Annotated in this window: 12 protein-coding genes and 2 pseudogenes; 7 read left to right on the top strand and 7 right to left on the bottom strand. The window is 51.2% G+C overall.

The features are described 5' to 3' along the window. Positions 1 to 149 precede the first annotated feature (149 nt). The 4 genes from ACUTQ5_RS11250 to ettA all read left to right on the top strand — a co-directional run bounded on the left by ACUTQ5_RS11250 (position 150) and on the right by ettA (position 4,351). Positions 150 to 764, top strand: coding sequence for a YfiR family protein (locus tag ACUTQ5_RS11250; protein ID WP_445651312.1), 615 nt, complete (start codon positions 150 to 152; stop codon positions 762 to 764). Continuing rightward, positions 761 to 2,008: a diguanylate cyclase domain-containing protein gene (locus ACUTQ5_RS11245; protein WP_445651311.1), complete on the top strand. Its 1,248-nt coding sequence runs from the start codon at positions 761 to 763 to the stop codon at positions 2,006 to 2,008. Before ACUTQ5_RS11250 ends, ACUTQ5_RS11245 begins: the two co-directional genes overlap by 4 nt. 36 nt (positions 2,009 to 2,044) lie before the next feature. Next, positions 2,045 to 2,542 (top strand): OmpA family protein, encoded by a 498-nt coding sequence (locus tag ACUTQ5_RS11240; protein ID WP_445651310.1) that lies wholly within the window; start codon positions 2,045 to 2,047, stop codon positions 2,540 to 2,542. 141 nt (positions 2,543 to 2,683) lie between these two features. Beyond that, on the top strand, positions 2,684 to 4,351 hold the full coding sequence (ettA, locus tag ACUTQ5_RS11235) for an energy-dependent translational throttle protein EttA (protein ID WP_445651309.1): 1,668 nt from the start codon (positions 2,684 to 2,686) through the stop codon (positions 4,349 to 4,351). A gap of 104 nt (positions 4,352 to 4,455) precedes the next feature. Here the strand turns inward: ettA and ACUTQ5_RS11230 are convergent. From ACUTQ5_RS11230 to ACUTQ5_RS11220, 3 genes and pseudogenes are all read right to left on the bottom strand, one after another. Next, a pseudogene (locus ACUTQ5_RS11230) lies at positions 4,456 to 5,045 on the bottom strand (transposase domain-containing protein); the annotation flags it as partial. A 168-nt stretch (positions 5,046 to 5,213) separates the two neighbouring features. Continuing rightward, complete coding sequence (locus ACUTQ5_RS11225; protein ID WP_445651308.1) at positions 5,214 to 7,322, bottom strand: peptidase domain-containing ABC transporter; 2,109 nt, start codon at positions 7,320 to 7,322, stop codon at positions 5,214 to 5,216. After that, positions 7,315 to 8,595: an HlyD family secretion protein gene (locus tag ACUTQ5_RS11220; protein WP_445651307.1), complete on the bottom strand. Its 1,281-nt coding sequence runs from the start codon at positions 8,593 to 8,595 to the stop codon at positions 7,315 to 7,317. Before ACUTQ5_RS11220 ends, ACUTQ5_RS11225 begins: the two co-directional genes overlap by 8 nt. Before the next feature lie 215 nt (positions 8,596 to 8,810). Here ACUTQ5_RS11220 and ACUTQ5_RS11215 point away from each other — a divergent pair, with 215 nt between their 5' ends. Both ACUTQ5_RS11215 and ACUTQ5_RS11210 read left to right on the top strand, forming a co-directional pair. After that, positions 8,811 to 9,059, top strand: coding sequence for a bacteriocin (locus ACUTQ5_RS11215; protein ID WP_445651306.1), 249 nt, complete (start codon positions 8,811 to 8,813; stop codon positions 9,057 to 9,059). Between the two features lie 253 nt (positions 9,060 to 9,312). Continuing rightward, positions 9,313 to 9,678, top strand: a pseudogene (locus ACUTQ5_RS11210) (IS3 family transposase); the annotation flags it as partial. A 268-nt stretch (positions 9,679 to 9,946) separates the two neighbouring features. On the opposite strand, the gene ACUTQ5_RS11205 reads toward ACUTQ5_RS11210, so the two are convergent. Then, complete coding sequence (locus ACUTQ5_RS11205) at positions 9,947 to 10,858, bottom strand: LysR family transcriptional regulator (RefSeq protein WP_445651305.1); 912 nt, start codon at positions 10,856 to 10,858, stop codon at positions 9,947 to 9,949. 97 nt (positions 10,859 to 10,955) lie between these two features. Here ACUTQ5_RS11205 and ACUTQ5_RS11200 point away from each other — a divergent pair, with 97 nt between their 5' ends. Further along, positions 10,956 to 11,957: a zinc-binding alcohol dehydrogenase family protein gene (locus ACUTQ5_RS11200; protein ID WP_445651304.1), complete on the top strand. Its 1,002-nt coding sequence runs from the start codon at positions 10,956 to 10,958 to the stop codon at positions 11,955 to 11,957. Positions 11,958 to 11,993: 36 nt separating this feature from the next. On the opposite strand, the gene nadR is transcribed toward ACUTQ5_RS11200, so the two are convergent. The 3 genes from nadR to serB form a co-directional block, all read right to left on the bottom strand. Next, positions 11,994 to 13,253, bottom strand: coding sequence for a multifunctional transcriptional regulator/nicotinamide-nucleotide adenylyltransferase/ribosylnicotinamide kinase NadR (nadR, locus tag ACUTQ5_RS11195; RefSeq protein ID WP_174354206.1), 1,260 nt, complete (start codon positions 13,251 to 13,253; stop codon positions 11,994 to 11,996). Positions 13,254 to 13,309: 56 nt separating this feature from the next. Continuing rightward, positions 13,310 to 14,695: a DNA repair protein RadA gene (gene radA, locus ACUTQ5_RS11190; RefSeq protein WP_012005120.1), complete on the bottom strand. Its 1,386-nt coding sequence runs from the start codon at positions 14,693 to 14,695 to the stop codon at positions 13,310 to 13,312. A 212-nt stretch (positions 14,696 to 14,907) separates the two neighbouring features. After that, a complete protein-coding gene (serB, locus tag ACUTQ5_RS11185; RefSeq protein ID WP_261166102.1) occupies positions 14,908 to 15,885 on the bottom strand; it encodes a phosphoserine phosphatase in 978 nt (325 codons plus the stop codon). Positions 15,886 to 15,932: the final 47 nt, after the last annotated feature.

The raw sequence follows: 15,932 nt of genomic DNA, 5'->3' as shown, positions 1-15,932 counted from the left end.
AATACAATCCACGCCAATTATGGGTTAGATAGTGTTCATTAGGCAGTGCGATTGACAGTTTTCAGCAAGACAATTATCCCTTCGACCGGGTCAGGCTTCTCATCGTTATGTTGCCGCAAAAATATTGCGGACATGGGCAGGAATAGCAGATGAAGATAGCAAAAAATGCAGCGTTGTTAGTGACCTGCGCAAAAAGCTCATTCACGAGTTTCCTTAGCGCACGTCTGGACAGTGGCCGTCTGTTAACACTGTTTCTGCTCGCCCTGTTGGCATTTCCCGGTTTGGCCCACCCCGAGACTGGCGATTCCCATAAAAATCGTACCCATGCCGTCACCACTGTGGTGGTCGGCATCATCAGCTATGCCCGCTGGCCAAGTGGGGCCAACCCCATCCGGCTGTGCGTGACGGCACCGACACAATATGCCGACGGACTGTTCGATCCCATCCTGCTTAGCGCGCCCAGGTCAATAAAAACCGAACGCATCGATTTCAACAGCCCCTTGCTGAGCACCGGCTGTGACGTAATTTATTTGGGCAATATCAATGCCGACCAGAAACAGAATTTTATCCAGCGCATTAGCGGTCATTCAATTCTCAGCATCAACGAGAACGATGCGGAGTGTTCTGCCGGCAACGCATTTTGTCTGCAGTTCGAAGGGGATGAGGCCAGCTTTAAAGTGAACCTTGATGCACTGGCACGCAGCGGCGTACGCGTTCACCCCAACGTGCTGCAACTGGCACGCAAACCGGCGCCACCGCTATGAAGTGGTTGCGCAAGAACCGATCGGGTCAGTCACGCCCAACGCTGGGCCGGGTGCTGCAACGGGTGCATCTTGGGCTGGCGCTGATTGCCGTCGGCACCGCCGGGATTTTCCTGACGCTGGTCGCGCTGTTTGCGCTGCGCGCTTATGCCAACCATAACCTGCACCTGATTGCACGCTCCATCAGTTATACCGTCGAAGCTGCCGTGGTGTTTGAAGACCACACCGCCGCACGTGAGGCACTGGTATTGATCGCCTCCAAAGAGGAAGTGTCGGAAGCCAGAATTCTCAACAACAGCGACAAAGTGCTCGCCACCTGGCGTCATCCCAAAGATAGCCCGCTGCACGGTATGGAAAAAACCGTGGCCCACTGGGCGCTGCCGGAGCCGGTGATCCTGCCGATTACTCATGAAGGCAAAGAGGTCGGCAAAGTTTGGTTGCTTGGCCACGGCGGCAGCCTGCTGCGCTTTCTGTTGCGCGGTATGATCGGCATGATTGCCTGTCTGGTACTGAGTACGCTGTGCGCGCTGGTGCTTTCCCGCCGCATGCTGGTCGGCATTGTCCGTTCTCTGGATGACATCGCCAATGTGGCGCATGCGGTAAGTCGCGATCGCGCCTTTGGTCTGCGGGTGCCGTCGGCACCGATTGCAGAACTGCATGAGCTGAGCATCGACTTTAATGGCCTGCTCGACGAGCTGGAAGCCTGGCAGGCACACCTGAAACAGGAAAATGACTCACTGACTCACCGGGCTACCCACGACAGCCTGACCGGCTTGCCGAATCGCGCCTTCTTTGAGGGCCGTCTGAGCCGTGCGCTGGGGGACATTAAACCCAATGAAAAACTGGCGGTGCTATTTATCGACGGTGATCGCTTCAAGGAAGTTAACGACAGTTACGGCCACGCCGCAGGTGATGTGGTGCTGACTGCCATTGCCGGGCGCATTCGCGCGCAGCTGCGTGAAAGCGATCTGGTCGCGCGTTTGGGAGGTGATGAGTTCGCCGTATTGTTGGCACCGGTCCACACTACGGAAGATGTCATGCAGATTGCCGATAACATTATCGACTGCATGACCCAACCGGTGATTTTACCGAACGATGAGACGGTGATTTCCTCTCTGAGTATTGGTATTGCACTTTACCCCGAGCATGCGGTTACGCCTCAGGGGCTCTTGCACGAAGCTGACGATGCGATGTACCAAGCAAAGCATCGTTATAACGGAGGCTGGCGGCTGGCAATACAAAAATAAAGCCCCGGCTAAAAAATAAAACTAAGGATTTTGATTATGATACAGCAAACACTAAAAAGCCGTTTTTCACTGCTGGCGATGATGTTTATCGCCCTGCTGGCCCTCGCCGGCTGCCAGAACAAACCTCAGGGCCTGACGCCTGAGCAAATTGCCCTGTTGCAGTCGCAAGGGTTCAAGCTGACCGATAACGGCTGGGAATTTGGCCTGTCCGACAAGGTGCTGTTTGGTAATAACATAGGCAAGTTGAACCCGGAAAGTACCGACACGGTGCAAAAAATGGGTCGCGCGTTGATGAGCGTCGGCATCACTCAGTTCCGTCTGGATGGTCATACGGATAATTACGGCGAAGACAGTTATAACGATCAGCTCTCTCTGCGTCGCGCTAATGCCGTGGCCGATCTGCTCGCCAGCGTAGGCATTCCACGTGCCAACATCGAAACCCGCGGCATGGGTAAACGCGATCCGGTGGCCGATAACCGCACCTCCAGCGGCCGGGCGGAAAACCGCCGAGTCGCGATAGTCGTCACCCCTTAAGCAACCAATATGCGCCTTCACCGGCGCACAAAAGGTTATACTTAGCGATCGCTGTGTGATGTCTGGGATCCGCTTTCGAAACGGGCTACACTCGGGCCACCAGATATCCTATAAAAACTGATATAGAGAGGCAGAGGCACCGTGGCTCAATACGTCTATACCATGCATCGCGTCGGCAAAGTGGTTCCGCCGAAGCGTCACATCCTGAAAAACATCTCGCTGAGCTTCTTCCCCGGCGCCAAAATTGGTGTTCTGGGTCTGAACGGCTCGGGTAAATCCACCCTGTTGCGCATCATGGCCGGCATCGATACCGATATCGAAGGTGAAGCTCGCCCACAACAGGGGATTAAGATCGGTTACCTGCCACAGGAACCGCAGCTGAACCTCGAACATACCGTCCGTGAGTCGGTCGAAGAAGCACTGGCAGAAGTGGTTGGTGCGCTGAAACGCCTTGATGAAGTGTACGCACTGTACGCCGAAGAAGGTGCCGATTTCGACAAGCTGGCCGCTGAGCAAGGCCGCCTGGAAGAGATCATTCAGGCCCACGATGGCCACAACCTGAACACCCAGCTGGAACGTGCCGCCGATGCGCTGCGCCTGCCGGAGTGGGACGCGAAAATCGCCAACCTTTCCGGTGGTGAACGTCGCCGTGTCGCCCTGTGCCGCCTGCTGCTGGAAAAACCGGACATGCTGCTGCTGGACGAACCGACCAACCACCTGGATGCCGAATCCGTGGCCTGGCTGGAACGCTTCCTGCATGACTTCGAAGGTACCGTAGTGGCCATTACCCACGACCGTTACTTCCTCGACAACGTGGCCGGCTGGATCCTCGAGCTGGACCGTGGCGAAGGTATCCCATGGGAAGGCAACTACTCTTCTTGGCTGGAGCAGAAAGACGCCCGCCTGGCGCAGGAAGCCTCTTCCGAAGCCGCACGTCGCAAATCCATCGAGAAAGAGCTGGAGTGGGTTCGCCAGGGCGCCAAAGGCCGTCAGTCCAAAGGCAAGGCCCGTCTGGCTCGCTTTGAAGAACTCAACAGCACCGAATACCAAAAGCGTAACGAAACCAACGAACTGTTTATCCCACCTGGCGCACGCCTGGGTGATAAAGTGGTTGAAGTCAGCAACCTGCGCAAGTCTTACGGCGACCGTGTGCTGATTGATAATCTGACCTTTGCAGTACCGAAAGGTGCCATTGTTGGCATTATCGGCCCGAACGGCGCCGGTAAATCCACGCTGTTCCGCATGATGTCCGGCCAGGAACAACCTGATTCCGGCAGCATCGTGTTGGGTGACACCGTCAAACTGGCCTCGGTCGATCAGTTCCGCGACAGCATGGATAACGCCAAAACCGTTTGGGAAGAAGTTTCCGGCGGCCAGGACATCATGCGTATCGGCAACACCGAAATGCCAAGTCGTGCCTACGTCGGTCGCTTCAACTTCAAGGGTGTCGATCAGGGTAAACGCGTCGGCGAATTGTCCGGTGGTGAGCGTGGCCGTCTGCATCTGGCCAAGTTGTTGCAGGTTGGCGGCAACGTATTGCTGCTCGATGAACCGACCAACGACCTGGATATCGAAACCCTGCGCGCGCTGGAAAACGCCCTGTTGGAATTCCCAGGCTGTGCGATGGTCATCTCGCACGACCGTTGGTTCCTTGACCGCATCGCCACCCACATTCTGGATTATCAGGATGAAGGTAATGTGGAATTCTTCGAAGGTAACTTTACCGAATACGAAGAGTACAAGAAGCGGACGCTGGGCGCCGAAGCACTTGAGCCACACCGTATCAAGTACAAGCGAATCGCCAAGTAATCCCGGAAAGCGCCGCATGCGGCTAATGCTTGTCAGTTAAGCTTTTTTTGAGGACGCCGCAACGGGTAACGTTGCGGCTTCTTTTTTACCGCTCTTGGATAATGCCCTTGACGTAGTGGGATCATCCCGTGTTTTTCGGTTCCTGAAGACTGCCGATCATGAAGCAGCCCGAGCGCATAGAAGCCGTTGTCCAGTATCGTTAGCGTATGAGCCTGCGGCCACTCAGACTGGGTATGTTCATTGGCCGTACGCCCGAAAGCAGCATCATTTTCTGGCGTATCCGGCGTTCTCCATAGCGTCCCATCGACGGCCATCAACGTCAGACCGTTCCAGTGTGATAGCGGTGTTTTTTCGAACCAGAGTTGGGTGTTTTTTCAAAAACCAGTCTGACCACATCCCCGCCGAGACGTTGGCGAGCCTGTACCACGGCGCTGGGAGCGACAAAAGGACGCTTGCCTGGCAGCATAATATCGAGATGTGAGACAAGCTGATTCATGGAAAATGAACGGAACAAAGACATACCGGCCACGGCCCAGACCATCATTTCCATGGGGAGACGGCGCTTACGGAACGTCACGACCCCGGTATCAACCAGGCACCCATCAATAAGCTCAGGTGAAAGCAGGCCAGAAAGAGCAGAGAACTCTTTAAGTGTGAATTTAAGAACGGCATCAAGGGCCTGACTCAATAGCATAAAAAAATCCGTAATCTCTGAAGAGATTACGGATTCTTACACTGCTACTGGCTCGTTCAAGTAATCCTTAACTGATCGGCATTAGCCGCATGCGGCGCCTTTTTGTTATTCGCTCTGCCGCTAGCAGTAAAAGCGGCCTCAAAGAAGAGCGAATTAAATAACCCTTGTTTAATGAGAGGGCAGTAATGGGATCACCCGATCAGCCGAGGCGATGGTTGATGGCCGGTGTGCAATGATAATACGCGTAATATCTAATGTAGCGATAGCCTCATTAATACTGCTTTCATTCTCTATATCCAAATGGCTCGTGGCCTCATCCATAAATAAAATATTGGGACGGCGGTAGAGAGCTCTCGCAATCAACAAACGTTGTTTTTGCCCCCCAGATAAACTTCCTCCTAGTTCACCAATTAAAGTTTCATAGCCCATTGGCATGGATTGAATATCCTGGTTTATATTCGCGAACTGAGCGCAGGTTTTTATCCATTCAATATCAGGATTAGCTGAAAAACTGGAGATGTTTTCCGCAATAGAACCTGCGAGTAACTTGTCATCCTGTAAAACACAGGAGATACACTGGCGATAATTATTTACGCCAACGGAATGAATATCCAAACCATCGATAAATATGGTTCCTGAGTTAGGTGAAAGCAGACCAACCATCAATTTCATCAAGGTTGTTTTACCTACACCGGAGGGGCCAACAAAGGCCACGCTTTCTCCGGCTTTTATGCGAAAACTTAACTGGTTAATAATTGGCCTGGAGAGATTATCATACTGATAACATAAATCACGCACTTCAAAATCTACGGGTTTCCCTTCGGGGAACAAAACATGGCTATTTTTATGTTGTTCTGGCTCCGTCAAAACGATATCTGATAGCCTCTCGTTATGTAAGCTGAGCATACGCAGTTGCAAAATAACATCAATCAAGCTGCTGGCCCGCTCGGAGAACTGACCACGATAAGCATTGAAGGCAACAAACATGCCTAACGTCATTTGATTTTCAATAACGAGTGTGGCACCTAGCCATAAAATTAATATTTGGTCAACACTCGTAATGAATGAGTTAATACCACCAAAGAACATATTTAATTTAGTGAGCCGGATGTCAGCATTGGTTGTATCGACATTTAGGTTTAACCAGGTTTGAGAGCGATTCTCCGCTAATCCAAGCGCTTTTAATGTACTGATGCTATACAGTGTTTCCATAAAATGGGAACTGGCCTTGGCATTTTTAACCAGTTTTTCTTCAGAAGCTTGACGATAACGTTGATAAGTTGCTAACCGTAAAATCACATAAAGCAGAGTGAAGCCCAAAACGACCCAGACAAGCCAGCCACCATAAAGTAGCATCATTATCAATACGCCAACTGCCATGATACTGTTGATAATGCTACTGACTATGCTATCGGTAAAGGTTGTGCGGATAGCGTCTAACGAACCAAAACGAGATTGAATATCCCCTAGCTTACGCTTTTCGAAATAAGCAAGAGGGAGCCTCGTCAAATGGTTAAACACCCCTGCTTTCCACTGGATATCAATAAGGGCTCCCATAACGATTGAAGTCCATGAACGTAGCATTGAAACTGCCGTGCGAAATAGAATAAAAGATAATAGCCCTAGACAAATTAAAGCCAGTAACCCATGATCTCCTGCAACAATAACATGGTCCATAACCAACTGAGTCCCCACAGGCATCAATAGGTTAATAGCTTCTACCATAATCGAAAGGGAAAATATTTTAACTAATGTCCCTTTCAACCCTGTAATATTGGCTAAAAGTGCCCGAAGCCGCAAGCGAGAGATTTTTTTTAAGGGCGTAAACTCATTGCCTGGCCATAGCTCTAATGCAATACCTGTAAAATGCTGAGAGACTTCCTGCATACCCAATACACGACGGCCAAAGGCAGGATCATGGATAATCACTTGTTTGCGGCGTACTGCAACTAATACAACGAAATGGTTCATATCCCAATGTAGAATGCAGGGCATTTTTAGCTCACCGAGCTCGTCAATATCCAGTGATAAAGCGCGTGAGCGCATGTTAAGTGAGCTCGCTATGTCAATGATCGTATTTAATGTTGCACCATGTGATGAAATGCCGAATTGGTGACGTAGATTAAATAAGTCAATTTTTAGACCATGGTAATGGCATAGCATAGCTAAGCTGGCTAAACCACACTCCGTAGCTTCAGTTTGCAAAATTTGTGGTACTTTACGTAGGAAATTAAAGTTTAGTCTTTCCCTGAGAGTCTCAAAATTCATATCATTCATTAATCGGTCCCATAACACTGTTTTTCATTTTGTAAAACGGTGAGAACATCCATTGGTATAAAGGGCGAGTTTCAAGAAACAGTGTAGCTTGTGCATTCATACCGTTAGTGATGCGAAATTCTTCATTTTGAAATTTAAAGATATTTTTATCTATGGAGATCAAAACCTTATAATAAGATTCAGTGCTTTTAGCTTGAGAAATAGGATTATTACCATACGTGGCCATTTCTTGCAAAGAGGCCGGCACATAAGCAATACTGTAAACTTCCCCGTGGAATTGGCCATATTTTTCAAAAGGAAATGCATCGTAACGAATGTTGACAGAGTCCCCTTTGGATATATAGGGAACACTATTATTCGGCAACCATAAAATAAGATAATAGGTCGAATTCCCACTGGGTGATAACTGTGCCAAGCTATCACCAGCATTCACCATCTGCCCAGATGTGACACTAAGGGACTCTATCTGGCCATCGGTAGGAGCAATGATAACTAGCTCACCACTGGCACCGGCCTCCATTAACTGTTTTTGTAAATCACTGTTCTGTGAGCGATACTGTAAAATACGATTATCAAAATCAGCTGCTTGAATGGCATATTCATTTGTTAGGCTAGTGATTTGTAATTCTTCTTGAATCTGTTGGCTATATAAATTTTGAAAACTACTTTGTAATTGATAATAAGAGTATCTTTGACTACTAAGCTGATCCCGGGTAATGAGACCTCGTTGTTGATAGCCAAGATAGGATTGCATTGTCTTACGGGCATCTTCAACCCCCTTCCTCGCGTCTTCAACAAGCGCTTTTGATTGTTTTTGAGATTTTTCATACTGCTGTTTTTTTTTCGTGAGATTTTCTAGCGTTTTTTCTTTGTTGCTCTGAAGTTTTTCTATAATACTCCTATTTTGTTCCAACTGCTTTTCTATCGCTTCCTGGGTGTTTACGCTAAGCCGCCCTGACTCTGTGACTCGACTAACATCTATCTTGTATAAAGGCTGACCTTTTTTGACAATATCACCTGGGCTAACAAATTTTTTAGAAATGAATCCTTGTTGTGAAGCGAAGATATTTATGTTACGCGGAAGAGTTGTCACTTCGCCAGCAACATTTATCCGTCTAGTGTAATCCCCAAATTTTAGGAAAAATATTAGAATAATTAAAAAAAACAAAGAAATTAGCAATAAAAAAATTGGCTTTACCCCTGAAATAAGTAAGGCTTTACCTTTCCATTTTGAATTTTTATAATCAACAGCCTCTTTTCTAAATAGACCCATAAATCAACCCCATTATATTCACGAAGCAAATGATTTTTATTTTATTATTTGGTTTAATGATTATTCATCATTATATAAAAATCAATTAAACAACAATTAACATACTTGACTTCTTGTTATTGGTAAAGTAGTGTTTTCCCTGTCTTGACAGGGTGTAAGGTTAATACCAACCAAGATTTTTCTTGATTTTAAATTAAAAAATGGAGATTTTTAAAATGCGTACTTTAAATGAAAATGAACTGCAAGAAATATCAGGCGGCACCTTTGAACAGATGCTGGAGAAATATAACATCCCGTCACCTAATGACAATTTCTCTGGCTTCATGAAAGGCATGAATGATAACAGCCTGAATTGGTTTTATGCAGCGGTATCCTATGCGCCTGATGCCTATAAATCATGGTGTAATGAGATGAATATCGATGCTGATCTTTCTATTAAATCAAACGCCAGCCTCTTTAGCTAAAAAAAATAATTAACTCCAGGTGGCCAAGGCCACCTGTTTTGTTAATAAAAAACTTGAATATTCACTATATTTAATAATTAATTAGCGCCTATCCCAATAGGCGTCATTGTTGCAGCCAATTTGAACACGGACAGCGCAGAAGAACCGGAGAGTACACAAAATCCGTGAGAAGCCTGAGCCCTGCACAGGTTCAAGGTGGTGACCCGTCCTGAATAGCGTTGACACATTTTACTCACGCACTGAGGAAAATGTGATGAACCAGTCTGTTAAACGCACACAACGCGATTACTCTCTATCCTTTAAATTGGCCGTCGTCGAACAAGTCGAGATGACTTACCGTCAGGCACAAGACCGCTACGGTATCCAGGGCAGTCATACCGTCATGAACTGGCTGCGTAAATATGGCCAACTCGACTGGCGCACCTCCTCTTCTACCAGACTGTGCGGAGACAATATGCCTACGTTACCCCTGCCCCCCGAACAGCGAATTAAAGAACTCGAACAGCAACTGGCTGAATCGCAAGTCAAAGCCCAGTTCTTTGAAACGGTCGTGAAAGTGATGAATACCGAGTTCGGAGCCACTCTGACAAAAAAGCAGTTGGCCGCCTTATCGCGCAAACACAAGCGCCGCGACTCACAATAACGCACAGCCATCATCGTTTTTACCGCCATCCCAACTTGCTGAAAGCAGGAGGCAATCAGGTGATAGCCAGCCGCCCGGCATGTCGCCGGCGCGTTCAAAATGGCGCTGGCCGGCAGCGCCGCTGGTGCATCACTCAGACAGTAATAATGTCAGTGTCAGTTTTCATCATTATGCTTGCTATTGGCTTGCGCCGATGAAGTTCACCGGGCGTTATAAAGCTGAAAAGTGTCAACCTATATCAGGACTAGTCACACGCCAGCTCTCGGGCATAATCGACAAACACCGGGTGTTGCAATACCACATCGATAAAACAGGCTAACGCCGCTGAATTCAGCTTACGGCTTGGATAAACCAAATACAGCTCATTACCTTCCGCCTGCCATTCCGGCAACACCTCTACCAGTTGTTTTTGCGCCACCACCTCACGGCTGAGAAAGGCCGGTAGCATGGTGATACCCGCACCGGCAATCGCACATTCCCGCGCGTACAGCAGATTATCGGTAACATGCCGCATCGGCAGCTGCCAACGAAAATACTCGTCACCCCGGCGCAGGCTCCAGACCGGCCAGGAGCTGTGTGCAATACAGCAGTGCTGCTGCAACTGTTGCGGATCGACAATCTGCGGGGACTGAGCCAGATAGGCCGGTGACGCCAGTAAATAACGTGGCGCATGCCCCAAACGACGGCCAATCAGTGAAGAATCCTGTGGCTTACCGGTTCGCAACGCGGCATCAAACCCCTCCAGCACCATATCCACCATGGCATCAGATACCGACACCTCCAGCGAGACATCCGGATATTGCCTCTGGAAATCCGCCGCCAACCGCGCCAGCAAGGTCGCCCCCAACCCGGCGGGGGTCGAGATGCGCAACCGTCCACTGGGGTTGTCACGCAGCCGTTGCAGTGCCAAATCGGCCCGTTCGGCGGCGGACAGCATCTCCTGACAATGCTCAAGATAGCGTTCGCCGGCAAAGGTCAGATTGAGCTGACGGGTGGTGCGGTTCAACAGCCGCAGGCCCAACGTCTGTTCCAACTGACTAATACGCTGGCTGACGCTGGACTTTGGCAAGGCAGCCCGTTTGGCGGCGGCGGTATAGCTGCCACATTCGGCTACCAGCGCAAACAACGCCATATCCTGAAGTTGTTTAAACCTCATTGTTCACCTCAAACGAACACTTAGTTATCTATTGTCCATCTTATCATCCACTGCCAACAGGTCTACACTGAGATATACATTCGAAAGGAGCACAGTCATGCCGATTAAAGCCATTGCCGTAGACCCAAAAAATCCCGCCAACTTCATTGCAATCACCCCGGAAAAACCCACTCCAGGCCAGTACGATTTATTGGTTGAAGTCAAAGCGGTGTCGGTCAACCCGGTGGATACCAAGGTCCATGCCGGCCTGCAAAAAAGTGGCCTGCAACAGCCCCGTATTCTCGGTTGGGATGCCAGCGGTATCGTGGTCGAAGTGGGCAGCAGCGTCAGCGGTTTCAAACCCGGCGATGAAGTCTGGTACGCCGGTGATATCACCCGTCCAGGCAGCAACACTACCCATCAGTTGATTGACTCGCGTATTACCGCCCATAAGCCACGCAGCCTGAACTGGGCTGAAGCCGCTGCCATGCCATTGACCGCCCTGACCGCCTGGGAAGCGCTGTTCGAACACCTGAAAATTCAGGACGCCGCACCCGGCAAAACCCTGTTGATTATCGGTGGTGCCGGTGGCGTAGGGTCGCTGGCGATCCCCTTTGCCGCGCAGCGCAGTCAGGTGAAGGTGATTGCGACCGCCTCACGCCCAGAGTCAGCGGCCTGGTGCCGGGAGCGCGGTGCCGATCTGGTGGTGGACTACCGCGATCTGAAAGCCAATCTGACACAGCAGGGCATTGAGAATGTGGATTATATTCTTTGCCTGAACGACACCGACGGTCACTGGAAAGCGATTTCCGATCTGATTGCGCCAATGGGCCACATCTGCACCATCGTCGAAAATGCACAGCCGTTGGACCAAAATGCGCTGAAGTTGAAAAGTGCCGCTTTGCATTGGGAGTTGATGTTTACTCGCAGCATGTTCACCACACCAGACATCGCCCAACAGGGTGAGATCCTCAAGCAAGTGGCGCAACTGCTGGATGAAGGGAAACTGAGCACCACCCTGAGCGAAACCTTGCAGGGGTTGACGGTAGAGACCCTGACCGCCGCGCATAAAAAACTGCTCGACGGGCATATGCAGGGCAAACTGGTGATTGTTTACTGATGACAGACGGGGCGCAGCCTGCTGCGCCCCGATGACTTATACCGCCGCAACACCGAGCAGCCGACTGGCATCCGCCGCCAGCAGTTGTTTAACCAGCTCAACGCAGCGCAGGAAGCGTTCGTCATAGTCGCTGGACTCCACGTGTACATACTCGATGTTATTAGCCCGCAGCATCTCTTCCAACAAATGCTGGAACACTTTGCGATCCCTGGGGTTACCCAGGCTGCGCAGGCCATCCGCCACCCAGGGGGTGTTGTTTTCCAGCAGGATCACCAGATCAAACCGGTACTCGTCGATCAGCGCCTGTACAAAAGGATGCTCACGCCCTTCATACTTTTTGCAGAAGGCCTGAGTGGTGACGAAGTCGGTGTCGATAAAGGCCACTTTGTTGGCGTACTTCACCGCAAAGTCGACGTACTGAGCCTGCCCAAGGGCAATTTTGTCGTAGTCGGAATACTGCAGCGCCATTTCATCGCCACCCAGGTGCGAGAACACATAGTCACGGCCATATTCCCAGGCACTGGTAGTGTTAAAGATGTTTGCCAGTTTATTAACCAGCGTCGATTTGCCGCTCGACTCACCGCCGAGGATTGCCACGGTACGAACAAAGAACGGCTTCACTTCAGTCGGAATATAATCCCAATAAAGGAACGGATCCTGACGGATCTGGCGGCCGCTGATATTCATAAATGAACGTTCGGGATCAATCAGAACGGTTTCAATCCCCAGATGTTCACGGTAGCGCGGGGCATCCTGCGCTTCGCTGGAATAGATAAAACTCGGCACTATGGCTTTCTGTTCCAGAAAAGCCTTCACCCCGTCGCTCCAGACGTTCCAGCCGTGCGGATAGGGTTCAATGCCCTGTTCGTCGAAGGAATGAATATGGATGTTTTTCTGGTACTTGAAGGTTTGCAGCAGCCAGCGCAGACGATCGCTAACCGTCGGTTGTTGCGACATCGAACTGTTCTCGAACAGTTCCCGGTCGCGGGGTTCGTCGTGACACAGGATCACGTGCAGCTCATCTACCTGGCTGCAGGCGCGCTGGATCAGGTAAATGTGGCCGGTGTGCAAGGGGTAAAATTTACCAAACACCACGCCGACTTTTTTCTCACGCCGTGGAAACTCCAGGCCAAGGTAGCGGTGCAGCGCTTCCAGTTTTTGGGCGCTCGGACTTTTGATTTTGTCGTTTAACAACTGGCTGAGATAGCCTTTGGTCATGCCACTGGCATCCGCCACCTGTTGCAGGGTACAGTTCTTCTGCTTAATCGACGCCTTCAGGTAATCGAATTGCCGCATAACCCCTCCGTTTAATATGCTAAACAAAATAGCACAATCTGCGCACCGCGTGGCAATTAATAAAACTGTTCCAGCACGTCCAATGCGTCCGCCAATTTCTTCACGCCGAACACCTGCATATTGGCCGGTGGTTTCTTGGGTACGTTGGCATGTGGCACGATGGCGCGCTTGAAGCCGTGTTTTGCTGCTTCGGAAATACGTTCCTGGCCACTCGGCACCGGACGGATCTCCCCCGCCAGCCCCACTTCGCCAAACACCACCAAATCGTTTGGCAGCGGGCGATCGCGCAGGCTGGAAACCAGCGACATCAGCAACGCCAGATCGGCGCTGGTTTCACTGACTTTCACCCCGCCGACCACGTTAACAAACACATCCTGATCGGACATCTGCAGCCCGCCGTGGCGGTGCAGCACCGCCAGCAAGATCGCTAACCGGTTTTGCTCCAGGCCAACGGCCACACGGCGCGGGTTGGACATCATAGAATGATCTACCAACGCCTGAATTTCTACCAGTAACGGCCGCGTGCCTTCCCAGACCACCATTACCGAACTACCGGAGGTGACCTCATCGCCACGGCTGAGAAAAATGGCCGATGGGTTGCTGACCTCACGCAGGCCCTGTTCTGTCATGGCGAAAACGCCTAATTCATTCACCGCACCAAAGCGGTTTTTGTGGCTGCGCAGGGTACGAAAACGCGAATCGGCGTCACCGTCCAGCAGCACCGAGCAGTCGATACAGTGTTCCAACACTTTCGGCCCGGCCAATGAGCCGTCTTTGGTGACATGGCCCACCATCACAATTGCCACACCGCGCGTCTTGGCGAAGCGCGTCAGGTAAGCGGCGGTTTCACGGACCTGTGCCACGCTGCCTGGCGAAGACTGAATATCCGCCATGTGCATCACCTGAATGGAGTCGATCACCATCAGTTTCGGCTGTTCCTGCTCGGCAATCAGGCAGATCTGCTCGATACTGGTTTCCGACAGCATATTCAGGCCACCGGTCGGCAAGCCGAGACGGTGAGCGCGCATCGCGACCTGCTGCAATGATTCTTCACCGGTAACGTACAGGGTTTTCATCTGCTCGGAAAGTTTACACAATACCTGTAACAGCAGCGTACTCTTGCCGGCACCAGGGTTACCGCCGATCAGGATCGCACTGCCCGGCACCACCCCACCGCCCAGCACCCGGTCAAACTCGAGGAAACCGGTGGAGAAACGCGGCAGCTCATCCAGACTGATGTCCGACAGCTTTTGCACCTTGCTGATACCGGCATCACCGGCGTAGCCGCTGAGGCGCTCATTGCGAGAAGAGGAAGACACCGCAGCCAGACGCACTTCTGTAATGCTGTTCCAGGCGTGGCAAGCGCTGCACTGCCCCTGCCAGCGCGGATAATCGGCCCCGCACTCATTACATACAAACGCCCGTTTTGCTGCTTTTGCCACGTATTACCTCAATCATTTTTTATACCCTAAATAATTGGAGTTGCATCACAACAAAACCAACGGTTTTGTTGAACAGCGCTTGCGCTGGCCCCAACGGGGCGAGGCCTGGCCGAGTAACGCAGCCAGTGCGGGAATCCTCAGGAGCTTACTTAGGTAAGTGACTGGGGTGAGCGCACGCAGCTAACGCGGAGGCAGCTTCAAGTATGACGGGTTTAGCGAACTTCGTGTTTCAGGCTGCCGGTCAGTACACACAGCACGCCAATCAGGTCAGCATGGCGAATCGATACCTGCGCCTTCTCATAGACTTTCGGTTTGGCGTGATAGGCAATGCCCAACCCGGCAACCTGCATCATTTTTAAATCGTTGGCACCGTCACCGATAGCCACGGTTTGCTGTGGTGGAATACCCAGTTTTTCTGCCAGTGCGACCAGCGTATCGGCTTTAAACTGCGCGTCGACTATCGGTCCGAGCACTTCACCGGTCAGCTTGCCGTCGCGAATTTCCAGCTCGTTAGCCGCCACCGCCACCAGTTTCAGTTTATCGCGCAGGTACTCGGCGTAATAGGTAAAACCGCCGGAAGCGATCGCCACGTGCCAGTCCATCGCCTGCAGCTTGCGCACCAGGTTGACCAGCCCAGGCATCAGCGGCAGCTCATCGCGCACCTGCTTGAGGATATTGGCATCGGCGCCTTTCAGCGTGCCGACGCGTTGGCGCAGGCTGGCGGTGAAGTCCAGTTCCCCCCGCATCGCGCGTTCGGTGACTTCAGACACTTGCTCCCCGACGCCCGCCAGTTTGGCGATCTCGTCGATGCATTCAATTTCTATCGCCGTAGAGTCCATATCCATCACCAGCAGCCCAGGGGTGCGCAGATGAGGGATTTTGCCGAGAGGGGCCACATCCAGCCCGCTCTCCACCGCCAACAGCTTGGCACGCGCCGTCAGAGTGCCTGCCAGACGCACCACCTGATAGTCCTCAACGCACCAGGCGGTAACAATCACCATCGCCGCCCCCAGCTTGCGCTGGAAATCGGTAATACGCGTTTTGTTCAGTTCTCTGCCATATAATAGCCAACCGGTATGACCCGCCCGATAATCCAGCGGCATCACTTCGTCACCACTCAGCGAAAGGGGAAGACCCGGCCATTGAGAGATCTCTGCCGGGAGATCGCAATAGGTCAGACTATTCGACATCCTTAACTCCTGAAAAACACTGCATGATAAAACGACGCATCAAGCTA

It is taken from the genome of Serratia sp. NA_112.1, assembly GCF_052691715.1.
Note: the sequence above shows the minus strand (reverse complement) of the source record. Positions and strands in the feature narration are given on the sequence as shown.